19 protein-coding genes are annotated in these 24,844 nt (G+C 65.8%); 8 read left to right on the forward strand and 11 right to left on the reverse strand.

Annotated features, from left to right (window positions below; genetic code table 11):
• Nucleotides 1–51 precede the first annotated feature (51 nt).
• The 5 genes from ABIB29_RS06145 to ABIB29_RS06165 all read left to right on the forward strand — a co-directional run bounded on the left by ABIB29_RS06145 (nucleotide 52) and on the right by ABIB29_RS06165 (nucleotide 6,492).
• On the forward strand, nucleotides 52–2,463 hold the full coding sequence (locus ABIB29_RS06145) for an alpha/beta fold hydrolase (RefSeq protein ID WP_354170989.1): 2,412 nt from the start codon (nucleotides 52–54) through the stop codon (nucleotides 2,461–2,463).
• 352 nt (nucleotides 2,464–2,815) lie between these two features.
• Nucleotides 2,816–3,328, forward strand: coding sequence for an SRPBCC family protein (locus tag ABIB29_RS06150; protein ID WP_354170991.1), 513 nt, complete (start codon nucleotides 2,816–2,818; stop codon nucleotides 3,326–3,328).
• 317 nt (nucleotides 3,329–3,645) lie between these two features.
• Nucleotides 3,646–4,461 (forward strand): haloacid dehalogenase type II, encoded by an 816-nt coding sequence (locus tag ABIB29_RS06155; protein ID WP_354170993.1) that lies wholly within the window; start codon nucleotides 3,646–3,648, stop codon nucleotides 4,459–4,461.
• 4 nt (nucleotides 4,462–4,465) lie between these two features.
• Entirely contained in the window at nucleotides 4,466–5,950 is a 1,485-nt protein-coding gene (locus ABIB29_RS06160) for an amidase (protein ID WP_354170995.1), read from the forward strand.
• Between the two features lie 119 nt (nucleotides 5,951–6,069).
• Entirely contained in the window at nucleotides 6,070–6,492 is a 423-nt protein-coding gene (locus ABIB29_RS06165) for a LamB/YcsF family protein (RefSeq protein WP_354171110.1), read from the forward strand.
• Between the two features lie 296 nt (nucleotides 6,493–6,788).
• On the opposite strand, the gene nrdF is transcribed toward ABIB29_RS06165, so the two are convergent.
• The 8 genes from nrdF to ABIB29_RS06205 form a co-directional block, all read right to left on the reverse strand.
• Entirely contained in the window at nucleotides 6,789–7,763 is a 975-nt protein-coding gene (nrdF, locus tag ABIB29_RS06170) for a class 1b ribonucleoside-diphosphate reductase subunit beta (RefSeq protein WP_024368367.1), read from the reverse strand.
• Between the two features lie 95 nt (nucleotides 7,764–7,858).
• Entirely contained in the window at nucleotides 7,859–9,979 is a 2,121-nt protein-coding gene (nrdE, locus tag ABIB29_RS06175) for a class 1b ribonucleoside-diphosphate reductase subunit alpha (RefSeq protein WP_354171111.1), read from the reverse strand.
• Between the two features lie 38 nt (nucleotides 9,980–10,017).
• A complete protein-coding gene (gene nrdI, locus ABIB29_RS06180; RefSeq protein WP_354170997.1) occupies nucleotides 10,018–10,539 on the reverse strand; it encodes a class Ib ribonucleoside-diphosphate reductase assembly flavoprotein NrdI in 522 nt (173 codons plus the stop codon).
• A gap of 42 nt (nucleotides 10,540–10,581) precedes the next feature.
• The gene (gene nrdH / locus ABIB29_RS06185; protein WP_056429759.1) at nucleotides 10,582–10,827 is read right to left on the reverse strand and encodes a glutaredoxin-like protein NrdH; all 246 of its coding nucleotides are present in this window, start codon (nucleotides 10,825–10,827) and stop codon (nucleotides 10,582–10,584) included.
• A 534-nt stretch (nucleotides 10,828–11,361) separates the two neighbouring features.
• The gene (locus tag ABIB29_RS06190; RefSeq protein WP_354170999.1) at nucleotides 11,362–12,618 is read right to left on the reverse strand and encodes a class I SAM-dependent methyltransferase; all 1,257 of its coding nucleotides are present in this window, start codon (nucleotides 12,616–12,618) and stop codon (nucleotides 11,362–11,364) included.
• Nucleotides 12,615–13,982 (reverse strand): class I SAM-dependent methyltransferase, encoded by a 1,368-nt coding sequence (locus tag ABIB29_RS06195; RefSeq protein WP_502915567.1) that lies wholly within the window; start codon nucleotides 13,980–13,982, stop codon nucleotides 12,615–12,617. The genes ABIB29_RS06190 and ABIB29_RS06195 overlap by 4 nt, the downstream gene beginning before the upstream one ends.
• A 2-nt stretch (nucleotides 13,983–13,984) precedes the next feature.
• A complete protein-coding gene (locus ABIB29_RS06200; RefSeq protein WP_354171002.1) occupies nucleotides 13,985–14,716 on the reverse strand; it encodes a DUF1365 domain-containing protein in 732 nt (243 codons plus the stop codon).
• Nucleotides 14,713–16,125, reverse strand: a complete 1,413-nt coding sequence (locus ABIB29_RS06205) for an NAD(P)/FAD-dependent oxidoreductase (protein ID WP_354171004.1) — start codon at nucleotides 16,123–16,125, stop codon at nucleotides 14,713–14,715. Before ABIB29_RS06205 ends, ABIB29_RS06200 begins: the two co-directional genes overlap by 4 nt.
• A gap of 184 nt (nucleotides 16,126–16,309) precedes the next feature.
• Here ABIB29_RS06205 and ABIB29_RS06210 point away from each other — a divergent pair, with 184 nt between their 5' ends.
• Nucleotides 16,310–17,242, forward strand: a complete 933-nt coding sequence (locus ABIB29_RS06210; RefSeq protein WP_354171006.1) for a LysR family transcriptional regulator — start codon at nucleotides 16,310–16,312, stop codon at nucleotides 17,240–17,242.
• Nucleotides 17,243–17,265: 23 nt separating this feature from the next.
• On the opposite strand, the gene ABIB29_RS06215 is transcribed toward ABIB29_RS06210, so the two are convergent.
• Nucleotides 17,266–18,672: an aldehyde dehydrogenase family protein gene (locus ABIB29_RS06215; RefSeq protein ID WP_354171008.1), complete on the reverse strand. Its 1,407-nt coding sequence runs from the start codon at nucleotides 18,670–18,672 to the stop codon at nucleotides 17,266–17,268.
• Nucleotides 18,673–18,761: 89 nt separating this feature from the next.
• Here ABIB29_RS06215 and ABIB29_RS06220 point away from each other — a divergent pair, with 89 nt between their 5' ends.
• Entirely contained in the window at nucleotides 18,762–20,657 is a 1,896-nt protein-coding gene (locus ABIB29_RS06220) for a BCCT family transporter (RefSeq protein ID WP_354171009.1), read from the forward strand.
• A 63-nt stretch (nucleotides 20,658–20,720) separates the two neighbouring features.
• On the forward strand, nucleotides 20,721–21,227 hold the full coding sequence (locus ABIB29_RS06225) for a DUF2004 domain-containing protein (RefSeq protein WP_354171011.1): 507 nt from the start codon (nucleotides 20,721–20,723) through the stop codon (nucleotides 21,225–21,227).
• 92 nt (nucleotides 21,228–21,319) lie between these two features.
• Here ABIB29_RS06225 and metE read toward each other — a convergent pair whose 3' ends face one another.
• On the reverse strand, nucleotides 21,320–23,665 hold the full coding sequence (gene metE / locus ABIB29_RS06230) for a 5-methyltetrahydropteroyltriglutamate--homocysteine S-methyltransferase (RefSeq protein ID WP_354171013.1): 2,346 nt from the start codon (nucleotides 23,663–23,665) through the stop codon (nucleotides 21,320–21,322).
• A gap of 27 nt (nucleotides 23,666–23,692) precedes the next feature.
• Nucleotides 23,693–24,682: a methylenetetrahydrofolate reductase gene (locus ABIB29_RS06235; RefSeq protein WP_354171015.1), complete on the reverse strand. Its 990-nt coding sequence runs from the start codon at nucleotides 24,680–24,682 to the stop codon at nucleotides 23,693–23,695.
• Between the last annotated feature and the right edge of the window lie 162 nt (nucleotides 24,683–24,844).

Raw genomic sequence — 24,844 nt, forward strand, 5'->3', positions numbered from 1 at the left:
GCTCTCGACACCGTGTTGACTCTATCGACACCAAGTCGATAGTTTGGCCTGATGAGCGAGCACATAGACGTGTTGATTGTCGGGGCCGGGCTGAGCGGCATAGGGTTTGCCAGTCGGTTGAAACGCGAATTACCGCGGAGGACGTTTGCGATCCTTGAGTCCCGCGGGGCGGTGGGGGGCACCTGGGATCTGTTCAGATATCCGGGCATCCGCTCCGATAGCGACATGTACACGCTCGGCTACTCCTTCCGGCCCTGGGCCGGCGCCAAGGCGATCGCCGACGGGGATTCGATCCGCGAGTACATCGAGGCAACGGTTGCGGACGAGGGTCTTGAATCGCGGATCCGGCTGAATCACCGGGTCGTATCGGCCGAGTGGTCAAGCGAAACCGCGCTGTGGACCGTCACGGCCGTCCGCACGTCCGGCGGCGAATACCGACCGGACGATCCGGGGTCGCCCGCGGGGCAGTCAGTCACGTTTACCTGCTCGTTCCTGTCCGTCTGCTCAGGCTATTACCGCTATGACGAAGGCTTCACCCCGGACATCGAAGGCGCCGACACCTTTGCCGGACCGATCGTCCACCCGCAGCACTGGCCCGCTGACCTCGACTACGACGGGAAGCAGGTGGTGATCATCGGAAGCGGGGCCACGGCTGTGACACTCGTGCCGTCGATGGCGAAGTCGGCTGCCAAAGTCACCATGCTGCAGCGCTCCCCCACCTATATCGCCCCCGTGCCGTCCCGGGACCAGCTTGCCGACGGTCTCCGAGGCAAGCTGCCGGCGCAACTGGCGTACGACGTCGTACGGGCCAAGAACATTCTCTTTTCGATGTTCACGTACCAGCTCAGCCGACGCCGGCCGGAAACGATGAAGGCACTCCTCCGCAAATCGGCCATCGCAAAGCTGCCGGAGGGCTTCCCGGTGGACACGCACCTGGCCCCGTCGTATGAGCCATGGGACCAGCGGCTCTGCGCCATCCCCAACGGGGACCTCTACCGCGCGATCAGCGCTGGTACCGCGGACATCGTGACCGACAAGATCTCACGGATCACCCCGGACGGACTTGACCTGGTCTCAGGCGGATCGATCCCGGCCGACGTGATCGTCACGGCGACCGGCCTGAACCTGCTGGTGATTGGCGGGATGAGCCTCACCGTCGACGGCGAACCGGTGGACGTCGGCAGGACCCTGACCTACAAGGGCATGATGCTCGACGGCGTTCCCAACTTCGCGCTGACCGTCGGCTACACCAACGCGTCCTGGACCCTGAAGGCGGATCTGGTCGCAGGCTACGTCTGCAGGGTGCTGAAGTACCTCGACCGCAGGAACCTGCAATGGGTCACACCCAAAGCTCCCACCGACGTCGCGGACGCCGAGCTGACGTCCCTGATCGACCTGAAGGCCGGCTACATCCTTCGCGGTGCCGACCAACTGCCCAGGCAGGGCACCGGCTCGCCGTGGCGGCTGCACCAGAACTATATGCGCGACCTCGCCCTGCTCAGGGCCGGCAGACTGACGGACCACGTTCGTTTCGGCCGGCGCGGACAGCGGGTGGCTGCGGCTGGACGGGATGCCGCGGAGGCGCCTCGGGACCCTCTCGAGCTGCCGGGAACAGGACACCTCACCGTCGCGGGCACGCGCTTGCGCTACCGGAAGACCGGCAGCGGGGACCCCGTGCTGCTGCTGCACGGCATCGGCCAGAGCCTCGATGACTGGAGCGAGCAACACGAGCGTCTCTCGGCGCACCATACTGTCTACAGCGTTGACCTGCCCGGCTTCGCGTACTCCGGGCGGCTCCCCGGGCCGGCGACTTTGGCGAAGCTTGCCGAAGCCCTGCCCGCCGTCCTCGACGCCCTTGGGGTGCACAAGCCGCTTCCCGTCATCGGCAATTCGCTCGGAGGCGCCGTCGCCATGAAGTTCGCTGCCAACCATCCGCACCGCGTCTCAGCCCTGGTTCTGGCCAACAGCGCCGGATTCGGCCAGGAGGTGACGCTGGTCCTGCGCCTTCTCACGGTCAGGCCGCTCGGGGCACTGCTCATGCGTCCCGACAAGGCAGCCTCGCTCCGCACCGTCCAGGCGGTCTTTTACGACAAATCGTTGGTGACCGACGCCCGGGTCGCCCACGCACACGGACTGTCGCAGCGGGCGAACCACCGCCAGACAGTCCTCGAGATCGCCCGCGACCTCGGAACGATCTCCGGCATCAGGGCGGCATGGCGGAAGGACCTCGTCGGGGCCCTGGCGGAGTCGGACATTCCAACGCTCGTAGTGTGGGGCGACCACGACCACATCCTCCCGTACAGCCATCTGGGGTCGGCGACCGCGGCGCTGCCCCGCGCCGACTCGCACGTCTTTGCGAAGACGGGCCACATGCCGCAGATTGAGCGGCCTGACGAGTTCGCCGAAGTGGTGGAGGAGTTCCTCGCCAGACGTCTGGAGGGCCGCGAGGCGGCAAGCATCTGATCCGGCCGGGGTGTGCGGCGCCCGCGGTTCGCGCAGGTCCCGCGCGGGCACCCGGTCCGGCCGCCAGTCGAGGTCTGGCCGCTAGGGTGCCTTCGGCGTAGTCTGGGCACAAATTCTGCGTTAGACAGCTGGACAGAAAATGGCGCCGAAGAAACGAATCGGATCTCGTCTGGCCGCGGCCCTTTGGAGGGTTCTCGGCAGGCCCACAAAACGCGGATGGGCTGGGCGGCGTCTGCTTCCGGAGATTCTCGGCACTGTCGGGTTAATCCTGGCCACGGTTGCGGCCTACCACCGCTTCCTCCGCCCGTTCCACCTCCGCTGGGGAGCGAGCGCCGAGGAAAGCTTGCGTTCAATGCCCGGTGACGAGCTCGTGAAGGACCCATACCTGACCACCACCAGGGCCGTGGCCACTAAGGCGGGGCCAGGCAGCATCTGGCCCTGGCTTGTGCAACTGGGCGACGGGCGCGGGGGCCTGTACAGCTACGACGTCCTTGACCGGGCCTTTGGGGTCCTGAGCGGCCCAAGCGCCGACAGGATACTTCCCGAGTTCCAGCGGCTTGCCGCCGGAGACGTCATCCCGCTGGGCAAGGGCCCGGACTGGCCGGTTGCGCTCCTCCAGCCGGAACGGGACCTGGTGCTGGAGCCTGTCCCCGGCCGCGTCAGCTGGTGCTTCGCGCTCCACCCGGAGAGGGACGTCACCCGGCTGGTAAGCCGGGTGCGCATCCGAATCTATACAAGGGGCATCCTCTGGATGCTCGCGCCGCTGATCGATGCGTGCTGGTTCATCATGGAGCGAAAAAAGCTCCTGGGCATCCGGCAGCGCGCCGAGGCACTGGATCGCAGTGCGGTTCCTCCTGCCCCCTGACCGTGTCCCTCGGGCCTGAGCTGTGAGAGGGGAGGAAGACTTGCCTGCTGAGGGTGCCAGGCGGAGGCGTTTCGTTGTCCGCTGGGTGGTCGCCGTGCTCCTTGCGGAAACCGTTGGGTTCTGGTCGAGGCACCCGAGGTGGGAAGTTTCCATCGATGACCACGTGCCAGGGGTCGCTGCGTATTCGACCCGGGTGTCGAAATCGCTGGAAGATGCTATTCCGGCCCTGTACCCGAAGCTCGGGCACTACTGGCATTCCCTCCCCGGTAGGCGGCAGAGTGGGATGGGAGAGTGCATTCCATAACAAGGAGAATCCAATGGCCAGCGCCATGCCAGTCACCGTCTCTGACGTCAACGAGACCCTTTCTGACATGTCTCCGATGGCGGAACGCTGCACCGAGATCGGAGCGCCGGCCCAATTTGCCAAACTATGGTTCGCTACGCTGCTGCGCGACGGCTTCGCCCTCACGGCCAGCGGAGACAACGGATCGTTCGCCGCCGTCAGGGCCGCCGCACTCCGGGGACTCCTGCAAGGGCTGGAGGTTAACCGCCCTCGTGAGGCAGCGGTCGAACATGTCATGAACGGCATGACCGGCCTCAGATTACATCCGGACGTCCCCGAAGGAATCGAGGCTCCCGCCGCTGCCGGTTTCCGACTGATCACACTCAGCAACGGCTCTGCCCGGGTCGCCGGAAAGCTTTTCAGCGAGGCAGGGATCCGGGCCAAGTTTGAGTCGCTGCTCTCAGCCGAACATGCCCCCGTTTGGAAGCCTGCCCGCACAGCCTACGACTACGCCGCCGCGGTGGCCGGGGTTGATCCGTCCGGAATGCTCCTGGAAGCCGTCCATCCGTGGGACATCCACGGCGTCGCCCGTGCCGGGCTATGCACAGCATGGCTGAACAGGACCGGGCCAGGCCACCCGGGCTACTTTGAAGCTCCAGAATTCACCGTCACCGCCCTGACAGAACTTCCCCACAACCCTGGCGGCAACTTGACGTGGTCAACATTGACTCCAGCTTCCAGAAGATCATCAAGGGTACGATCACCACCGCTGCACTCGCCCCCGTCCGGCTGCCGACCCTCCGGCTCACGTCTCGACCCTTCCCCGAACACCACGATTAAGGAACAGTGAACCAATGGCCATTGAACGACCCATCGAAGAGCTGACCATCGCACAGGCACACGCGGCCTTCGTCCGCGGAGAATTTACCGCAGAGGATCTTGTCAGCGCCTACTTGGACCGCATTGAACGAATCGACCGGTCCGGGCCGGAACTCAACTCCCTGATTTCCGTCTCGCAGAGCGCGCTGGAAGAAGCACGCCGACTCGACCGGGAACTCGCCGAAACGGGCCGGCTCGTGGGACCCCTTCACGGCGTACCCATCGTCGTCAAGGACCAGATCGAGACCGCCGACCTGCCCACGACATTCGGCAGCATCGCATCCGGCGACTATCAGCCCGAGCAGGACGCGACCGCCGTCGCAAAACTCCGTGACGCCGGTGCAATCATCCTCGGCAAGACCACACTCCCCGACTTCGCAACATCCTGGTTCTCGACCTCCTCCCGCAGCGGGGTGACCAAAAACCCCTACGACCTCACACGCGATCCCGGCGGATCCTCCAGCGGAACCGCAGCAGCCGTAGCAGCGAATCTCGCGCTCGTAGGAGTCGGAGAAGACACCGGAGGCTCGATCCGCCTGCCCGCGTCCTTCTGCGGCCTCGTCGGACTCCGCGTCACCCCCGGGCTGATTAGCCGTGCCGGGATGTCTTCACTGGTGAAACCCCAGGACACGTCCGGGCCAATGACCCGGACAGTGGATGACGCCGTCCGTCTCCTTGACGTCATGGTCGGCTACGACGAAGGCGACGACTACACCGCGGCCGCCGTCATTGGACGTCAAGAAAAGCCCTACGCGGACGCACTTCAAAACGCGACCCTCTCCGGTAAGCGAATCGGAGTTCTTCGCCAGGCATTCGGCGACGGCTCCGACCCGGACGGGGCCAAGGTCAACAAGACCGTCGAGCTCGCGCTTTCGGCTCTCAGCGACGCAGGCGCTGAGCTCATCGACATCACCATCGACAACCTCGACGATCAGGTCGGCTTCACGTCGCTTTACACCACGCGATCGCAGTCGGACATGAACGACTTCGTCAGTGCCCGCCCCGCTGCGGGGATCCCCTCCATGCGGCATCTGATCGAGACAAAGCAGTACCACGAGAAGCTGGACCTGCTCGAAGCGATCGTCGCCGGCCCGGACCAGCCCACCGATGATCCCCACTACGTCGAACGCCTCCTCGCCCAGACCGCGTTCCAGCGGCAGGTCATCGGCATCATGGCCAAGAACGAGCTGGACGCCATTGCCTTCCCGGACGCCAAACTTCCGGCACCCACACGCGAAGACATCTTCGCTGACCGCTGGACCTGCCTGACTTATCCGACGAACACCGTCATCGCCTCCCAGCTCCTCTTCCCCGCGATTACCATCCCGGCCGGACAAACAGCTGATGGGCTGCCCGTCGGTCTTGAGTTCATGGCCGTTCCTTACGGCGAGCGGGCCCTCCTGGCACTGGCCGCCGCATCCGAAGCAACCCTGCAAGGACGAACTGCACCGGCCGTCTAGGACACCAAGAATTCCAACATCACAATTAACTCAGACCTCGGGGAGGACATTGGGATCCACTCGTCCGGCAACGATGAAGCAATCCTCCAGATCGTCGGGATCACCGGTTTCGCGCCCTCCTGGGCTTCTTCACCGCCCACGGAACACCTCTGGATCACGTCAAACCTCCCGGGGCCTTTTTCGGCATGGCTGCGTCCGATGGGAAACTCATGCGTTTATCTGTGAGGTCGGAGGGCAGTTTGGTGTCCCCGTGTACGGGCTTGCAGGAACGGCCCACGAGTCGGCCGCTGCGTCCGGCGGAGTGGCGTTCGTTCCCGGGTTCTACGTCGACCTCGACTGCAGCAAAGACGGATACCCAGTCCGTGGAAAGGAGACTGAAGAAGCGCTGCTCGGACTCTGTGCGCACCAGAACGATGCAGGCTCTATCGGAAGGGACCGTCACATCCGTCGAGGGTACGGTCGTGCCGGTAACCGTACAGTCCATCTGCGTGCACACTGACCTGGCAGCAGCGCCTGCAGTGGCGAAGAACTGGAACGAATAATACTTGAGTCCTGTGAGGTCGGATCTTCTGCAGAAAGTGCGCAGGCGCCAACTCCCGTCGCGATCGTCACCGAGAGTTGGTGAAAGATCACAAAGCGGGCCCTGCACGATTTACCGTGCGGGGCCCGCTTTAGTGGCACCAAGTTGGAAGACTTCCAACTAGACGGCCCGTTTCCTCCAAATAGGGTGCCATTCCTCCAACGAAGTCGACATCTCCGTTCTAGGCTCAGTCAGCAGCAGCAGTTAGGGATTTCTACCAGCTCAAGCTTGGCAAGAGCCCACAACTGCTGCTACTAACTAGAAGTCCCAGTCATCATCCTCAGTATTAACAGCCTTGCCAATGACATAAGACGAACCGGACCCACTGAAGAAGTCGTGGTTCTCGTCAGCGTTCGGCGACAGCGCCGACAGGATCGCCGGGTTCACGTCGGTGACGGAGGCCGGGAACATGGCCTCGTAGCCGAGGTTCATCAGGGCCTTATTGGCGTTGTAGTGGAGGAACTTCTTGACGTCCTCGGCCAGGCCGACGGAGTCGTAGAGGTCGTGCGTGTACTGGACTTCGTTTTCGTACAGCTCGAAGAGCAGCTCGAAGGTGTAGTCCTTGATTTCCTGCTTGCGCTCCTCGGACAGGCCTTCCAGGCCCTTCTGGAACTTGTAGCCGATGTAGTAGCCGTGCACGGCCTCGTCGCGGATGATCAGGCGGATCAGGTCGGCGGTGTTCGTCAGCTTGGCCCGCGATGACCAGTACATCGGCAGGTAGAAGCCGGAGTAGAACAGGAAGCTCTCCAGCAGCGTGGAGGCCACCTTGCGCTTCAGGGGATCGTCGCCCTGGTAGTAGTCCATGACAATCTGGGCCTTCTTCTGCAGGTTCACGTTTTCGGTGGACCATCGGAATGCCTCGTCGATCTCCTTGGTGGAGGCCAGCGTGGAGAAGATGGAGGAGTAGCTCTTGGCGTGCACGGACTCCATGAAGGCGATGTTCGTGTAGACAGCCTCTTCATGGGGGGTGATCGCGTCCGGAATCAGCGAGACGGCGCCGACGGTGCCCTGGATGGTGTCCAGCAGGGTCAGCCCGGTGAACACGCGCATGGTGAGCTGCTGCTCGTCCGGGGTCAGTGTCGCCCACGACTGCACGTCGTTGGACAGCGGGATCTTCTCCGGTAGCCAGAAGTTGTTGACCAGGCGGTTCCAGACATCCACGTCCTTGTCGTCCTGGATGCGGTTCCAGTTAATGGCTTCAACGTGGCTAAGCAGCTTGACCTTCTCGGTCATGTCATCCCCTAAAAGTTGGGTTAGTTCTTAAGTTAAAGCGTACGACGGCGGGCGGGCGCCCGCCGTCGCACTCAAGCAATATCAACCGATATCGGTCACAGCATGCAGCTGACGCAGCCGTCTACCTCAGTCCCTTCCAGCGCGAGCTGGCGGAGACGGATGTAGTAGATGGTCTTGATGCCCTTCTTCCAGGCGTAGATCTGGGCCTTGTTGATGTCGCGCGTGGTGGCGGTGTCCTTGAAGAACAGCGTCAGGGACAGGCCCTGGTCCACGTGCTGCGTGGCGGCGGCGTAGGTGTCGATGACCTTCTCGTAGCCGATCTCGTACGCGTCCTGGTAGTACTCCAGGTTGTCGTTCGTCAGGTACGGCGCCGGGTAGTACACGCGGCCCAGCTTGCCTTCCTTGCGGATCTCGATCTTGGACGCCACCGGGTGGATCGAGGAAGTGGAGTTGTTGATGTAGGAGATCGAGCCCGTCGGCGGGACGGCCTGCAGGTTCTGGTTGTAGATGCCGTGCTCCATGACGGAAGCCTTCAGCTCGCGCCAGTCATCCTGCGTGGGGATGTGGATGTTCTGGAACAGTTCCACGACCTTGGCGGTCTGCGGAACCCATTCCCGGTCCGTGTACTTGTCGAAGAACTCGCCCGAGGCGTACTTGGACTTCTCGAAGCCGCCGAACGTCTGGCCGGTCTGGATGGCCAGCCGGTTGGAGGCGCGGACCGCGTGGAACACCACCGAGTAGAAGTAGATGTTGGTGAAGTCCAGGCCCTCTTCGGAGCCGTAGTGGACCCGCTCGCGGGCCAGGTAGCCGTGCAGGTTCATCTGGCCGAGGCCGATCGCGTGGCTCTGGTCGTTGCCGCGGGCGATGGACGGCACCGAGGTGATGTTGGACATGTCCGAAACGGCCGAGAGCGAGCGGATGGCCGTCTCGATGGTCAGGCCGAAGTCCGGCGAGTCCATGGTCTTGGCGATGTTCAGCGAACCCAGGTTGCAGGAGATGTCCTTGCCGGTCGCATCGTAGGACAGGTCATCGTGGTAGGTCGTGGGCTGGGAGACCTGGAGGATCTCGGAGCACAGGTTGGACATGATGATCTTGCCGTCAATCGGGTTTTCCCGGTTCACGGTGTCCTCGAACATGATGTACGGGTAACCGGATTCGAACTGGATCTCGGCGAGGGTCTGGAAGAACTCGCGCGCCTTGATCTTGGTCTTCTTGATCCGGGAATCGTCCACCATCTCGTAGTACTTCTCGGTGACCGAGACGTCGGAGAACGGCATGCCGTAGACCTTTTCGACGTCGTACGGCGAGAACAGGTACATGTCCTCGTCCTTCTTGGCCAGCTCGAAGGTGATGTCCGGGATGACGACGCCGAGCGAGAGGGTCTTGATGCGGATCTTCTCGTCCGCGTTCTCGCGCTTGGTGTCCAGGAAGCGGTAGATGTCCGGGTGGTGCGCGTGCAGGTACACCGCTCCGGCGCCCTGGCGGGCACCGAGCTGGTTGGCGTAGGAGAAGCTGTCCTCGAGGAGCTTCATCACGGGGATGACACCGGAGGACTGGTTCTCGATCTGCTTGATCGGCGCACCGACCTCGCGGATGTTGGTCAGCGCGAAGGCCACGCCGCCGCCGCGCTTGGACAGCTGCAGGGCGGAGTTGATGGAACGGCCGATCGACTCCATGTTGTCTTCGATGCGGAGCAGGAAGCAGGAGACCAGCTCGCCGCGCTGGCGCTTGCCGGCGTTGAGGAAGGTCGGGGTGGCCGGCTGGAAGCGGCCTTCGATGATCTCGTCGACCATCTGCAGCGCGAGCTGCTCGTCGCCGCGGGCCAGGTGCAGGGCCACCATGCAGACACGGTCCTCGTAGCGCTCCAGGAAGCGCTTTCCGTCGAACGTCTTCAGCGTGTAGGAGGTGTAGAACTTGAACGCGCCGAGGAACGTCTCGAAGCGGAACTTCTTTTTGTACGCGCGGTTGTAGAGCTCGCGGATGAAGTTCATCGTGTACTGGTCGAGGGTCTCGCGCTCGTAGTACTCGTTCTTCACGAGGTAGTCGAGCTTTTCCTCAAGGTCGTGGAAGAACACGGTGTTGTTGTTGACGTGCTGCAGGAAGTACTGGTGCGCCGCCTCGCGGTCTGCCTCGAACTGGATCTCCCCGTTCGGGCCGTAGAGGTTCAGCATGGCGTTGAGCTCGTGGTAGCCCAGGCCCTGGAAGGCAGCCGGCATGGCCTGCTTCTCACCGGGGACGGTGTGCTTCTCGACGGCTACTTCGGTGTCTGCGACAGTCGTGTCCAAAATTGTTCCAATCCTTGTTGTACTCGGCTGACGTCTTCCGGCGTCCCCATGAGTTCGAATCGATATAGGTGCGGGACCTGGCATTTCGCGGCGATGATGTCGCCGGCCATGCAGTAGTTGTCCCCAAAGTTCGTGTTGCCTGCCCCGATCACGCCCCGGAGTTGTTGCCGGTTGCGCGGATCGTTCAGGAAGCGGATGACCTGCTTCGGAACCGATCCTTCTCCCCCGGTGCCGCCGTAGGTGGGAAGCACCAGCACGTAGGGTTCGGTGGCCACGAGCGCGGGTTCCCGTCCATGGAGCGGGATCCGGGCCGCGTCGACGCCGAGCTTCCTGATGAAGCGTGCGGTGTTCTCCGAGGAGGAGGAGAAGTAGATGAGGTGGCTGCCGGTGGTCCGGACTGCGTTCAAGGTCGGAGCATCTGAGTTCCGGGCGTCTGCCGTCACCGGCCCGGCGCCGGCTGTCGGCGTCGTAGCGGCTGTTGCCAGTGCCATGGAGTCGCTCACCTCATCTGACGTGTCTTCGTTTGAAGCGGTTCAGGCTACGGCGACGGCGGAAGCCTGCGCCAGTTCTTCGATCTTGTCGGGGCGGAACCCGGACCAGTGGTCCTGGTCGGTGACGACAACCGGGGCCTGCATGTAGCCGAGGGCCTTCAGGCGCTCGAGGGCATCCGCATCCTGCGAGATGTCGACGCTCTGATAGGTGATGCCCTTCTTATCCAGCGCGCGGTATGTCGCGTTGCACTGAACACAGGCCGGCTTCGTGTAAACCGTTACGGTCATGGTCCCTGTCCCCTTTGTTGAAGTCTTTGGTACTGCGAAATGTGTACTGCTTAGGAGCTGCGGCTGTTGAGCTGAGTCTCTGTTGCGTCTTTGGTGCCAGGAGTCCGGGCGGGCCGATCCGGGACAGGAATCCTGATCCGTTACTGGCCTTGCCTGGCGAGCACTGCTGCTCCGCTGGAACTGTATTTCGATACTACATGTAGTGCAAGAGCCCGATGTGGACCCCAAGATGATGTATTACAAGTATGTCATTTAATGCACCGCCAGTCCACAGGCAGGGTGGCTCAAAATGTCCGGATTTCCGCCGTTTTGCCGGACGAAATCCACAGGCTGTGGAGTACCTTTGCACAATTAACTCCCCTGCGTGTCGCGTGGCGGACGGCGTGTCGCGGCCTGGGCCGCAGGGGGTCGGGAGTGCGGTTAAGCACTGGATGTGGTGTCCGGAAACACGCCGAAGGCGGACACCCAGGGGGTGCCCGCCTTCGTCGGGCGTGCGGCGCCTAACAGCTGTTGCTTTGGGCCAGCAGTCGCCGCCTACCCGCCGGCCTGCGGCCTGCTGCAGAGGATCTGCTCCACGCCCATCCGCCGCTCGGCGAAACTGCGCAGCGCGCCCACGAGGTAGAGCCGCCAGACCCGGGCGATCTCCTCGCCCATCATCGCGACGGCGGCCGCATGGTTCTCCTCGAACTTCGCGTACCAGGCCTCAAGGGTCCGGACGTAGTCCCGGCGCATGCCCTGGACACCCTCGATCTCCAGGCCCGCGTCCTCCAGGAAGCCCAGCGTCTCCCCCACCGGACGCATGTGCATGTCGGGGGCGATGAAGGATTCGATGAAGGGTCCGCCGCCGGGGTGCCTGCCCCGCCGGGACATCTGCTGGACCAGCACCCGGCCGCCGGGCGTGACGTTGTGGAACAGCGCGGCGGCGTAGACGGGGTAGTTCCGCTGGCCGACGTGTTCGCCCATCTCCAGGGAGGCGACGGCGTCGAACGGCCCGTCCGGGATTTCCCGGTAGTCCTGGATCCGGATCTCCACGTGCCCTTCGAGCCCGCGTTCGCGGATGCGGGCGTCGATGAACGCCTTCTGCTCCCCTGACAGGGTGACGCCGACGACCTCGGCGCCATAGTGCTGGGCGGCGTGCAGGCTCAACGATCCCCAGCCGCAGCCCACGTCCAGCAGCCGCATCCCCGGTTTGAGGCCGATCTTGCGGCAGACCAGGTCCAGTTTGTCCCGCTGCGCGTCCTCCAGCCCGTAGTTCGCTGAAGAGCTGCCGTTCTCTACCTGATCCGCCCAGTACCCGCTGGAGTAGGCCATCTGCGGGTCCAGGATCAGCGCGTAGAAGTCGTTATTGAGGTCGTAGTGGTGGCTGATCGCGGCGCGGTCCCGGATCAGGCTGTGCAGCCTCCCCTTGACCCTGGCCTGGCTGGCCGGCGGCGGGGGCGGCGACCCAAGCGCCCCGGCGGCGCGGGCAATCCGCGCGGCGCCGGCCAGCACCGCCGGTGTGGGGCGGACGCCGGAGAGACCCCGGTCCCGGACTACCTTCCAGAGGTGCTCGAGCGCGGAGTTGAGGTCGCCGTCGACGTCCAGTTCCCCGGTGACGTAGGCCTGGGCGGCGCCGAGTTCACCGGGCGCCCAGAGCAGCCGCCGGATGGCGTCCGGTGAGTTCAGCCGGACCACCGGGGCGCCGGACGGTCCGGCTTCGCTGCCGTCCCACACCACGAGCCGGACCGGGAGCTCCCCGCCGGCCAGCGGCCGCAGAACCTCCTCGATCAGGGCCGCGAGCGGCGGCGTCATGCGGCGGCTCCGCTGGTGGCCTCGCCCACTGTCCGGCGGTCCAGGACGATGTGCTGCACGTCGAGGTAGCCGGTCTCGAAGCCCGCGCGGGAGTAGCAGAGGTAGAACAGCCACATTCGCTGGAAGATTTCGTCGAAGCCCAGTCCCTGGACCTCGGCGGAGCGGGCCATAAAGCGCTCCTCCCAAAGCCGCAGCGTCTGCGCGTAGTGCTCCCCCAGGGCGAGGCGTTCACGCACCCGCAGTCCGGTCTGCTTCTCCGTGATCTCCTCGATGGCCCGCACGGACGGAATGACGCCGCCCGGGAAGATGTACTTGTGCACCCAGGTGTAGCTGGAGCGGGTCGCCAGCAGCCGGTCGTGCGCGATGGTGATGGCCTGGATGGCGACCTTTCCGCCGGGGGCCAGGACCCGTTCGATCGTCTGGAAGTACGTGGCCCAGTACTCGAAGCCCACGGCCTCGATCATCTCCACGGACACGACGGCGTCGTACTCGCCCTCGACGGCGCGGTAGTCCTTGAGCTCGATCGTCACGGCGTCGGTGTACCCGGCGTCGGCGACGCGTTTGCGGGCCAGTTCCTGCTGCTCGCTGGAAAGCGTGACCGAGTAGACAGTGGCGCCGCGCTGGGCGGCCCGGAGGGCCAGCTCGCCCCAGCCGGTGCCGATTTCCAGCACCCGGGTGCCGGCTCCGACGCCGGCCTTGTCCAGCAGGCGGTCGATCTTGGCCTGCTGCGCGGCGGCCAGGCCGTTCCAGGCGACGGCTTTCAGCGCCTCGCCGGACTCCGGGAAGATCGCGCTGGAGTAGGTCATGGTCTCATCCAGGAACGTGGCGAAGAGTTCGTTGGAGAGGTCGTAGTGCCGGGAGATGTTTGATCGGGTGTTCTGCTCGGTGTTGCGTTCCTTCCGCGGCTGGCGCGGCAGGTAGAGCGCACGGAGTTTCTGCAGCGGCTCGGGCACCAGCGTGCCCACCCGGGCGGCAAAGACCTCCATAACGGCGGTGAGGTCGTCGGCGTCCCAGTCCCCGGCCATGAACGACTCACCCAGTCCGATCAGCCCGCCGTCGCCGAGCCTGGCCGCGAACGCCCCGGGACGGTTCATGGTCATGACGGGGTGGGTCTGCCCGGGTTTGGCCGCTTTGCCCAGGACGGTGCCGTCCGGGTAGCGGACCTCCAGCGGCAGGTGGCGGACCGCGGCTTTGAAGATGGCCTCGGCAACGCGGCCGGCCACCGCGACCTTCAGGCCGGAGGGGACGGCGGCGATGCTGGGCCAGATGCCGGCGTCGACCACCGCGGGCGGCTGCGGAACGGTGTAGGGGGCTGCGGCCTCATTGGCCCGGCGCGCAGCGCCGGATCCGGTCGCTTCGGTCATAGTCACTGAACTGCCTCCTGTGAAGGGTGGTGTGGTCGTTTGATGATGGGCAGCCGGCGTGCCCAAAGCTTAATTCCCTGCCAGCGGATCTGCACCGAGACGCGCAGGGGTGCCAGCGGGACCGCGAGCGCCGTGGCGAGGATGTTCCGCACGGTAGCGTCCCGACGTTCGCCGTCCACGCTGGCGATGAAGGGCTGCTGCCCCTCGCGCTCGAGGACGATCGAGACGGCGAGCCGTTCACCGGGTTCCGGGAGTTTCATCCGGTACCGGCCCTCGACGTCGTTGAAGGGTGAGACGTAGAACGCCTTGGGGACGCTGGCCCGTCCGGCGTCGTCCGTTTCGAGGAGATAGCAGTGCCGTTCGCCGTAGGTGTTGTGGACCTCGGCGAGGACGCAGCGCAGCTCCCCGGCGGCGTTGTGGCACCAGAACAGACTCAGTGGATTGAACACGTGCCCGAACACACGGGCGCTGGCGAGCATTGTGATCCGGCCGCCGTCGAGGTCAATCCCCCGGGTCGCCAGGAACGCCTCGACGTTGCCGCGGAGCGTGCCGTCCGGATCGCCGAGGTGGTCCGCGACGCTGAAGCCGGCGAGCGGGCGGAGCATGCGGGGCAGCGCGGGCAGCCGGTCGACGTCGACATACCAGCTGTAGCTGCGGTAGGTGAAGGCGTTCGTCAGCGGGGTGCGCCGCACATGCGCGATGGAGGTGCGGTAGATGGCAGCAGTGGCGCTCATGAGCCCTCCGCGGGAACGGTCTGCAGGTCCGGGTCTAGGGAGACAGTATCAAGCGCAATGCCGGCGTCGTCCCACTCGCGTCCGAGCCGCGCCGCGGCCCGGACCCCGGAAAGGGCGCCGTCCTCGTGGAAGCCCCAGCCGTGGTAGGCGCCGGCGAAGGCCAGCCGCTCGTCGCCGAGTGCGAGGATCCGCTGCTGGGCCTGGAGGGAGTCCGGGGTGTACTGCGGGTGCTCGTAGACCAGGCGCTCGATCACGGTGTTGTCCGCGATCAGCTCGGATTCACCCAGGCTGACGATGTAGCGGCCGCCGTCCGCGGGCGCCAGCCGCTGCAGCCGGGTCATGTCGTAGCTGACCAGGACCTTGTCCGGCCGGGCGTCGCAGGAGGGCAGCCGGTAGTTCCAGGACGCCTTGGCGTTGTCGCTGGACGGCAGGACGGCCGCGTCGCGGTGGAAGACGGTGTGGTTGACCGAGTACGGCATTCCGCCGAGCGCGTCCCGTTCGGCAGCCGAGGCGTCGGTGAGCATGCCCAGCGCCTGGGCCGGGTGGGTGGCGATCACGACGGCGTCGAAGGTTTCCGTGCCGGCGCTGCCGTCGCCGCGCGTGATGGTCAGTTCCACACCCTGCCCGTGGCGGCGCACTCCGGTGACCGGGCTGGAGAGGCGGATGTCCGGCAGTGTGGCGGCGAGCTTGTCCACGTACGTGCGTGACCCGCCGGTGACGGTCCGCCACTGCGGTGAGCCCGAGACGCCGAGCAGGCCGTGGTGGCCGAGGAAGGTGAAGAGGTAGCGGGCCGGGTAGGCCAGCGCGGTGGTGGGGTCGCAGGACCAGACGGCGCTGACGACCGGCGTCATGAAATGCGAGACGAAGTAGCCGCTGAACTTCTCCCGCGCCAGGAACTCACCCAGAGTCAGCTCCGGCTCCGCAGTGTTCTTCCCTGCTGTGTGATCCCCGGCGGGGGTCGCCTCGGCGAGCAGGGCGCGGGCCCTGCGGTAGAAACGCATCACCTCCAGCAGCATCAGCAGGTAGCGTCCGCGCAGCAGGGTGGACGGGCGGGGAAGGAGGCCGCGGCCCTTGGCCCGTGCGCCCGCGTATTCCAGCCCGCAGCCGTCGCAGCGGACGGACATGCTCATTTCCGAGTCCTGGGTCTCGATGCCCAGCTCTGCGAAGAGCCGCAGCAGGGTGGGGTAGGTCCGTTCGTTGTGGACGATGAAGCCGGTGTCGATCTCCAGCACGGGCCCGCCGGCCTGCGGCACGTCGTGGGTGTGGGCGTGGCCGCCGAGCCTGGAGTCGGCTTCGAAGAGGGTCACGGTGTCCTGCCCGTTCAGGACGTACGCGGCGGTCAGTCCCGCCACACCGCTGCCAATCACGGCTACTCGCCGGCCCTCGGGAATCCCTGCTGAATCTGACACTGATCTGCTCCTGTTGACTGGTCTATCGATTGCCTGGATCGTCCGGGTGAATCGTCTTATGGGCAATTCGTCGCCGGAGGGCGGACGGATGAGTGCAACTTTCCAGCTTTTCGCTTCGAACCAATGTGCCAGAATGAAGCGGGATTGCGGTCCCGCCTCACCGGAACCTGCGAAGGGCAGCCCCTTGATTAACCCCGTCCACCTGCGGACCCTCGTCGAAGTGACCCGGCTGGGATCCTTCGCGGCGGCCGCCACCCGGCTGGGCTACACGGCGTCGGCCGTTTCCCAGCAGATGTCCGCGCTGGAACGTGACTCCGGCGTCGAGCTGTTCCAGCGCTCTGCCCGCAGCATCCAGCCCACCGAAGCGGCCCTGGTCATGACCCGGCACGCGGCCAAGGTCCTCACCGACATCGACGCTCTTATGGCGGCGGCTTCCCGCACCGGGGACACCACCCGGCAGGAGCTCCGGCTCGGCATCTTCCCCAGCCTGGCCACCTATGTGCTGCCGCGGATCCTGGCGAACCCGGCCTGGAAGAAACTCGGCATCGACCTGCGGGTCTCCGTGGCCGAGCCCGCCCAGACCATCCAGGGCCTGCGCACCGGCGGAGAACTCGACGTCGCCCTGGTTTACCAGGTGGGGCAGTCAGGCCTCGCGTGGCCGCACACCGTGAACCGGCAGTGGATCGGCGACGACGACTTCCGGGTGGTGCTGCCGGCGGCCTGGGGCATCGGCACGGCGTCGAAGGTCGCGGCGGACCACCTCTCCGACATGCCGTGGATCGTGCACCACCCGGGCACGTCCGACGCCACGGTGATCGAACGGCTCTTCGCCAGCTGCAACCTGCACCCCAGGGTGGTGGCGTACAGCGATGACTTCCACGCCAGCCTCGAGATGGCCGCGGCCGGGCTGGGCGCGGCGCTGGTTCCCGAGCTTGCCCTGCTGCACCGCCCGGCCGGGGTGGTGGTGCTGGACGTTCCCGAGATCCGGCTGGCCCGCAATGTCTTTGCCCTGCTGATCAATGAGAAGCAGACCGCCCAGGTCCAGCTGTTCGTCGAACTGCTGGCCGACACCTTCAATTCCCCGGCCCTGAAGCAGGCGGTCCCGCGCCAGGGCTGAGTCAGGGCTGACGCAGGGCTGGGTCAGCGCTGGCGGAAACGCCTGCTGAGCCCGGTCCCCATCCCGGCGAGGGCGCTGATGATCCGGTGCTTGGTCTTGGTGTACGGCGGGTAGATCAGCTCCAGGGTGTCCGGCCGGAACGTCTTGGCCAGGGTGGACCGCTCGTGCGAGAACGTCCGCAGCGAATGCTCCCCGTGGTAGGCGCCCATGCCGCTGCCGCCGACGCCGCCGAAGGGCAGCCCCGGAACCATCAGGTGCGCCGCCGGGACGTCGAAGCACAGCGCTCCCGAGGAGGTGCGTTCGGCGAAGGCGCGGCGGGTGCCGGCGTCGTTGCTGAACACGTACAGCGCCAGCGGCTTGGCGCCGTCGTTGATCATCCGGATGGCCTCATCCCGCCCGGCGACCGGGACCAGCGGCAGCAGCGGGCCGAAGATCTCCTCCCCCATGACGGTGTCCCCGGGGGCGGGCCGCAGCAGGGTCGGGGCGAAGTGGCGGCTGGCGGCGTCCCGTTCCCCGCCGTGGACCACGGTGCTGCCGTCGGCGAGCGCCGCGATCCGGGCGAAGTGCCGGTCGTTGACGATCCGGCCGTAGGACTCGCTGCGGGCGGAGTCCGTGCCGAAGAGCGCGCCGATCGCCGTGACCAGCTCGCGCTCCAGCGGAACCAGGACGTCCTCGGTCGCCAGAATGTAGTCCGGCGCCACGCAGGTCTGCCCGGCGTTCATGAACCGGCCCCACGCGAGCCGCTTGGCCGCCTTCGCCAGGTCGGTGGTGGAGTCGACGTAGGCCGGGGACTTGCCGCCCAGTTCGAGGGTCACCGGCGTCAGGTGCTCCGCCGCGGCGCGCAGCACCACCTTGGCGGCAGCTTCCCCTCCGGTGAAGAAGATGTGGTCGAAGCGCATTGCCAGCAGGGCCGTGGTTTCCGGGATGCCGCCCTGGACCACCTCCGCCGCGCCGGCCAGGTACTCCGGGATCCAGCGGGCCAGGGCCGCCGACGTGGCGGGGGCGTGTTCGCTCGGTTTCAGCACCACGGTGTTGCCGGCGGCGAGGGCGCCGGCCAGCGGGGCGAGCAGCAGCTGCAGCGGATAATTCCACGGACCGATGACCAGCACCACCCCGAGCGGGGTGAGTTCGGTCCAGGCTTTGGCGGGCTGGACCGCGAGCGGCACGGCGACGGGGCGCGGCCGCAGCCACGCCTCCAGGTTCTTCTCCAGGTGCGCGGCTTCGGCTGTGACAAAGCCGATTTCCGTCAGCAGGGATTCTGTGGCGTGCTTGCCCAGGTCGCTGGCCAGCGCTTCGGCGAATTCCGTCCGGCGCTCGGTCAGCATCCGGCGCAGGCTGCCGAGGCGTTCCAGCCGCCAGGCCAGCGGGCGGGTGGCGCCGCTGTCGAAAAGTGCACGGGCGCGGGCGACGGCGGGGGCAACAGTTTGCATCCGCTTAATGTACCGGCACCGGGCCCGATATCCGACAGGTCTAAAAAATACTGTCCTGTGCCCCTCGCTTCGGCGCGTAGCCTTGAGGAATGGCTGAACAAACAAAAACGCGCATAGTCCAACCATGGGTCTTTTGGCCCGCAGCCGCGATGGTGACGCTCTTTGCGGCGTTTGCCCTTCTGGCTCCCGCAACCGCCGAAGCGATGTTTGGTGCCATCCAGGCCAACATCGTCAATTCCTTCAACTGGTATTACGTCCTGATCACCAGCTTTTTCGTGGCCTTCAGTCTGTTCCTGGGATTCAGCCGCTTCGGAGACATCAAACTGGGCCATGACGACGACAAGCCCGAGTTCTCGCTGATGGCCTGGTTCGCCCTGCTGTTTGCCGCCGGCATGGGAATCGGCCTCGTCTTTTATGGCGTCGGCGAGCCGCTCAGCCACTTTGCCTCTCCGCGCCCGGGGGTCTCCGGGACGCCCGCGCAGCTCGCGCAGCAGGCGCTAAGCCAGACCTACCTGCACTGGGGCGTGCATGCGTGGTCGATTTACGTGGTGATCGGACTCGCCCTCGCCTACGCCATCCACCGGCGCAAGCGCCCGGTGTCCATCCGCTGGGCCCTTGAACCGCTCCTGGGCAAGCGCGTTCAGGGCGCGTGGGGCAATGTGATCGACGTCGTTGCCCTCGTTGGCACCCTCTTTGGCGTGGCAACCTCCCTGGGCCTGGGCGTCCTGCAAATCAGCGCCGGGCTGGAAAGCATCAACCTGCTGCAGCCCAGCCAGGGGTCCGAAATCATCATCATTATCGTGATTTCCTTCTTCGTGCTGCTCTCTGTTCTCTCGGGCGTGACCAAAGGCATGAAATGGCTCTCCAGCATCAACCTGGTGCTCGCCGGAGTGCTGGTGCTGTACCTGCTGGTCTTTGGACCGTCCACCTTCCTGCTCCGCGAGTTCGTGCAGTCCATGGGCGCGTACCTCCAGAACTTCGTCAGCCTCTCCTTCAATGTCAATGCTTTCAGCGGAGAAGCCGGGGAGGCCTGGCAGGCCTCCTGGACGTCCTTCTACTGGGGTTGGTGGATCTCCTGGGCCCCGTTTGTGGGCATCTTCATCGCGCGTATTTCCCGCGGCCGGACCGTGCGCCAGTTCGTCGCAGGAGTCATCCTGGTGCCCACGCTGATCGGCATTCTCTGGTTCAGCGTGCTCGGCGGAACGGCCCTGGCCGTGCAGCTCAGCGGGAGCGGCAACCTCCTGGAACCCGACGGCAGCGTCAACGTGTCCAGCGCATTGTTCAGCATGCTCTCTTATGTGCCGGGCACCCCGGTCCTGACCGTCGGCGTGATCCTCCTGATTGCCGTCTTTTTCATCACCTCCTCGGATTCCGGCGCCCTGGTGATGGGCATGATCGCCACCGGCGGGCAGGTGAACCCGAAGAAGCGGGTACGTACCTTCTTTGTCCTCATCACCGCCATTCTGGCCATCTCGCTGCTGATATCCGGTGGGCTGGTGGCGCTCCAGACGGCGGCGATCATCATCGCCCTGCCGTTCAGCGTCATCATGCTGCTGATTTGCTGGGCCACCATCATCGCCTTCAGCAGGGAGCGCCGGGCCTACGAACGGGCCCGACGCGCCCAGCTGGTCGATCACATCGGCGACTTCTACAACCTGGAGGTTGAGGAGCTCGCCGAACACGGCATCCTTGGCAGCAGTCCCCGCTGGATGCAAATGCTCCGCCGTCGGGGCGCCGCGAACGGAACCGCCGTACCCGAGGAGTTCATGCCAAGTCCCGAGCCGTCCACCGCCGCGGTGGACACCGTCATGGCGGCCGCGCAAAGGCCCAGGCACGCCTCGGAGCGGGCGCTGCAGGTTGAGAACGCCGAAGCGGACGGGGTTTTGATCGCCGACGTGGACAACGTCGTGGACCATGATCCCCGGGCGTCCCAGGACGTCCAGGACGTCCCGGATCGCGGCGACGCGACGCCGAGCCGGTGGTAAACCAGCCAGACAAAGACCGCCGGAATGCTGGAACGGGCCGGTTTTGAGGACTATGTTGAAGGTATGAACAAGGTAGCGAGCAAGCACTTCGGAGAGGTTGAACTCAACCACGGAAGGGACCACAGTTTCACCGCCAAGCATGAACTGGCGGGCCAGACCGTGGAGCTTGACCTGAATGTCAACGCGCATGACCACTTCGACGAAGCGGCGATGCACAAAGTTGACTACCGGTTGCGCTTCCTGCCCGAACTCGTGGACCAGGTCCGGGAAATGATCGCCGAGGAACTGGAGCAGGACGGCACCAGCCCGCAGGAGTACCGGCACTTCCACTGCAACGCGATCAAGGACGAACACCTGAAGAAAGTCTTCGGCGTCCAGGACAAAAGCCAGCTCACCGACGCGGTCTTCCTCAAAGCGCTGAAGCTCGGCCACGTGGGCATCTTCCCCGGCCAGCCGGAGCGCTACTTCGTCCTGGACTTCACGCTCGGCCAGCATTTCTCCGACGAGGTCCTGGTGGCATCCGCGGACGAGGACGGCGTCGTGGACGACGAGATCCTCTGGGAGTCCTGACTCCTCCGATTAACGCACGACGCCGGCCGGCCACCTGTGAAAGGTGACCGGCCGGCGTCGTTGTTTCAGCGCTCTGCCAGTAGTGCTACCTGCTACTTGGCCGCTTCCAGCAGTCCGGCACGGACCGTCTTCGTGGCGTGGACCAGGTTGCGCAGGGACTCTTCGGTCTCGGCGTAGCCGCGGGTCTTCAGGCCGCAGTCCGGGTTGACCCAAAGCTGGCGGGACGGGACGTGCTTGACGGCGGTGCTGAGCAGTTCGGTGACTTCCTGCTCGCCCGGGACGCGCGGCGAGTGGATGTCATAGACGCCCGGTCCCACGCCGCGGCCGAATCCATGGGATTCCAGGTCGTGGACGACCTCCATGCGCGAACGGGCGGCCTCGATCGAGGTGACGTCGGCGTCGAGGCCGTCGATCGCATCGATGATGGCGCCGAACTCGGAGTAGCACAGGTGCGTGTGGACCTGCGTGGCGTCCCCGGCGCCGGCAGTGGCAAGGCGGAAGGACTTCACGGACCAGTCCAGGTACGCGGCCTGGTCGGCCTTGCGCAGCGGCAGGAGCTCGCGCAGGGCAGGCTCGTCCACCTGGATGACCTTGATGCCGGCAGCTTCTAGGTCGGCGATTTCGTCGCGGAGGGCCAGGGCCACCTGGTTGGCGGTCTCGCCGAGCGGCTGGTCATCGCGGACGAAGGACCAGGCGAGGATGGTGACCGGTCCGGTAAGCATGCCCTTCATCGGCTTGTTGGTCAGGGACTGCGCGTACCTGGCCCATTCCACCGTGATGGGGGCGCTGCGGGTGACGTCGCCCCAGAGGATCGAGGGGCGGGTGCAGCGCGAGCCGTAGGACTGGACCCAGCCGTGCACCGTGACGTCGAAGCCCTCGAGGTTCTCGGCGAAGTACTGCACCATGTCGTTGCGCTCGGGCTCGCCGTGGACCAGGACGTCGAAGCCGAGCTCCTCCTGCAGCTCCACAACGCGCTTGATCTCATCCTTCATGAGCCGTTCGTATTGTTCGGTGCTCAGCTCGCCCTTGTTGGCGCGCGCCCGGGCGGTGCGGATTTCGCCGGTCTGCGGAAAGGAGCCGATGGTGGTGGTGGGCAGCGGCGGCAGGTGCAGGGCCCCGGTCTGTGCGGCTTCGCGGACGCCGTAGTCGGAGCGGCTGAAGTCGGCGTCGGTGAGGGCGGCGGTGCGGTTCCGGACCCCGGCGCGGCGGACGCCGTCGGCTGCGGCGCGGTCGGCAATGATGCGCGTGGCCTCGTCGATGGCCGGCTGGACGGGCGCCGGGTCCGCCAGCAGGCCGGCGAGGGTCACGACCTCGGTGGCCTTCTGGTCGGCGAAGGCGAGCCAGCTGCGCAGCTGCGCGGAGAGCTGGGTCTCCTCGTCGACGTCGTGCGGGACGTGCTGGGTGGAGGTGGAGGTGCTGACCGCCAGCTTGGCGACGGACTTCTTCAGCTCGGCGATCTTCCCCGCTGAGGCGGCCAGATCGTTGCGCCAGATGTTATGGCCGTCCACGACGCCGGCAACCAGGGTCTTGTTGCCCAGGGCGGCCAGCGCCGCGGCGGACGGAACCGCGCCCTTGAAGACGTCCAGGTGCAGCGCGTCGATGTCCGTCGCGGCGAGCGTGCCGAGCTGGCCGTTGAGCGCACCGTAGGGGGTGGAGACGAACAGCTGCGGCCGGTTGGCGGCGGCGGAGAGCACCTCGTAGGAGCGGGCGACGGCGGCCTGGATCTGGGCGGCGGGGGTGTCCTGGTCCACCACGAGGGCGGGCTCGTCGAGCTGGACCCAGCCGGCGCCGGCGGCGGCCAGTTTCTCCAGCAGGGCCGTGTAGACCGGCAGCACATCCTCGAGGCGGGACAGCGGGCTGAAGCCGGCCGGGGCGTCGTCGGAGGCCTTGCTCAGCAGCAGGAAGGTGACCGGGCCGACGATGTACGGGCGGGTCTGGACCCCGTTGGCGAGGGCGTATTCGAATTCCTCGACGATGCGGTTGGAGGTCAGCGAGAAGTAAGTCTCCGGGCCGATTTCGGGGACGAGGTAGTGGTAGTTGGTGTCGAACCACTTGGTCATTTCCAGCGGCTGCTGGTCCTTGGTGCCGCGGGCCAGGGTGAAGTAGCCGTCGATGTCGAGCTGCCCCTCAGCGTTCAGGAGGTTGCCGAAGCGGGAGGGCACGGCGCCGAGGTGGGCGGCGGCGTCGAGCACCTGGTCGTAGAAGGAGAACGTGCCGGGAACGGCGGCGGCTTCGGTGAGGCCGAGGTCCGTCAGGCGCCGGGCGGTGCCGAGCTGGATCTCCTTGGCGGCGGCATCGAGTGCGGCGGCGTCGATCTTGCCGGCCCAGTAGGCCTCCACGGCCTTCTTGAGTTCGCGGCGGCGGCCGATGCGCGGGTAGCCGAGGATGGAGGCGGACGGGAAGGGGGTGGTGCTGGCGGGAGTGTGCTGTGCAGTCATGAAAAGTCCTAAGCGTCGGTGGGGTGGTTAGCTGGCGAGCTGGCGGCGGCCGGCCGTGCGCTGGTGGCTACTGTGCCGGTTGCCGCTGTGCCGGTTGCCGCGTTGCGGGCGGGCCAGGGCGAGTTTGTCCAGCACGTCAAGGGCGGCGGCGTGTTCGTTGAAGGTGTAGAGGTGCAGTCCGGGGGCGCCGGCGTCCAGGGCCGCATTGGCCAGGTCCACGGTGGCGCTGACCCCGATCCGGGTGCGTTCGACGTCGGTCCCGGCGGCGGCGAGCCGCTCGATCAGGACCGGGTCCGGTTCGACGCCGGTCAGCTCGCTGAGCCGGGCGAGCCGGCGGATGCTGGTGAGCGGCATAACACCCGGGATGATCGGGATGGTGACGCCGGCCCGGCGCGCCCGGGTCAGCAGGTCCGCGTACTGCTCGGTGTGGAAGAAGACCTGGGTAATGGCGAAGTCGGCGCCGGAGCGCTGCTTGGCCAGCAGCACCTCGACATCGTGCGCCTCACTCGGGGATTCCGGGTGTCGGGTGGGGTAGGCGGCGACTCCGACGGCCACCTTGCCGGCGCAGAGCAGTGCGGAGCGGCGCTGTTCGACGCGGCGGATGAGCTCGATCAGGTCCTGGGCGTAGCGCAGCGATCCCTCGGGAGGTGTCACGCCGTCCTTGGGCTGGTCGCCGCGCAGGGCCAGGATGCCGCGCACGCCGACGTCGAGCAGTTCGCCGATGATCTCGGCGAGCTCCTCCGGGGAGTTCCCCACACAGGTCAGGTGCGCCAGCGGCCGCAGGGTGGTTTCCTGGACGAGGCGGTTGATGAGCTCGACGGCGGTGTTCCGGTTGGAGCCGCTGGCGCCGTAGGTCACGGACACGTAGTCCGGGTCCGTGGCTTCCAGTTCGCCGATGGTGGTCCAGAGCGATTCGGCGGCAGCGGGCGACCGCGGCGGGAACAGTTCGTAAGACAGCGCGACGGGCGCCGTGCCGGCAAGATTTGGATGGGTGTCAATAAGGCTGGGTGGAGACATTTGCGTCCTTGGCTGTGAACACTGACAGCTGTGTCCGGAAAACGGAGGCCGTCGGTGAATTGAGTTTGGGGAACACGGAGAAAACTCCAGCAGGACGCAGCCGCGACTGTTACGCCTGATACGAAGTTGTCCGTGAGCAAATGTCAGGCCCACATGGGGGCA

Origin of the sequence: Arthrobacter sp. UYEF36 (genome assembly GCF_040547025.1) — a bacterium.
Lineage (GTDB): Bacteria > Actinomycetota > Actinomycetes > Actinomycetales > Micrococcaceae > Arthrobacter.

Excerpts from the sequence above, each read along its gene's own strand:
- ABIB29_RS06145 (WP_354170989.1), top strand. The coding sequence starts at position 52 with ATGAGCGAGCACATAGACGTGTTGATTGTCGGGGCCGGGCTGAGCGGC.
- ABIB29_RS06150 (WP_354170991.1), top strand. The coding sequence starts at position 2,816 with ATGCCCGGTGACGAGCTCGTGAAGGACCCATACCTGACCACCACCAGG.
- ABIB29_RS06155 (WP_354170993.1), top strand. The coding sequence starts at position 3,646 with ATGGCCAGCGCCATGCCAGTCACCGTCTCTGACGTCAACGAGACCCTT.
- ABIB29_RS06160 (WP_354170995.1), top strand. The coding sequence starts at position 4,466 with ATGGCCATTGAACGACCCATCGAAGAGCTGACCATCGCACAGGCACAC.
- nrdF (WP_024368367.1), bottom strand. The coding sequence starts at position 7,763 with ATGACCGAGAAGGTCAAGCTGCTTAGCCACGTTGAAGCCATTAACTGG.
- nrdE (WP_354171111.1), bottom strand. The coding sequence starts at position 9,979 with ATGCCGGCTGCCTTCCAGGGCCTGGGCTACCACGAGCTCAACGCCATG.
- nrdI (WP_354170997.1), bottom strand. The coding sequence starts at position 10,539 with ATGGCACTGGCAACAGCCGCTACGACGCCGACAGCCGGCGCCGGGCCG.
- nrdH (WP_056429759.1), bottom strand. The coding sequence starts at position 10,827 with ATGACCGTAACGGTTTACACGAAGCCGGCCTGTGTTCAGTGCAACGCG.
- ABIB29_RS06190 (WP_354170999.1), bottom strand. The coding sequence starts at position 12,618 with ATGACGCCGCCGCTCGCGGCCCTGATCGAGGAGGTTCTGCGGCCGCTG.
- ABIB29_RS06195 (WP_502915567.1), bottom strand. The coding sequence starts at position 13,982 with ATGACCGAAGCGACCGGATCCGGCGCTGCGCGCCGGGCCAATGAGGCC.
- ABIB29_RS06200 (WP_354171002.1), bottom strand. The coding sequence starts at position 14,716 with ATGAGCGCCACTGCTGCCATCTACCGCACCTCCATCGCGCATGTGCGG.
- ABIB29_RS06215 (WP_354171008.1), bottom strand. The coding sequence starts at position 18,672 with ATGCAAACTGTTGCCCCCGCCGTCGCCCGCGCCCGTGCACTTTTCGAC.
- ABIB29_RS06220 (WP_354171009.1), top strand. The coding sequence starts at position 18,762 with ATGGCTGAACAAACAAAAACGCGCATAGTCCAACCATGGGTCTTTTGG.
- ABIB29_RS06225 (WP_354171011.1), top strand. The coding sequence starts at position 20,721 with ATGAACAAGGTAGCGAGCAAGCACTTCGGAGAGGTTGAACTCAACCAC.
- metE (WP_354171013.1), bottom strand. The coding sequence starts at position 23,665 with ATGACTGCACAGCACACTCCCGCCAGCACCACCCCCTTCCCGTCCGCC.
- ABIB29_RS06235 (WP_354171015.1), bottom strand. The coding sequence starts at position 24,682 with ATGTCTCCACCCAGCCTTATTGACACCCATCCAAATCTTGCCGGCACG.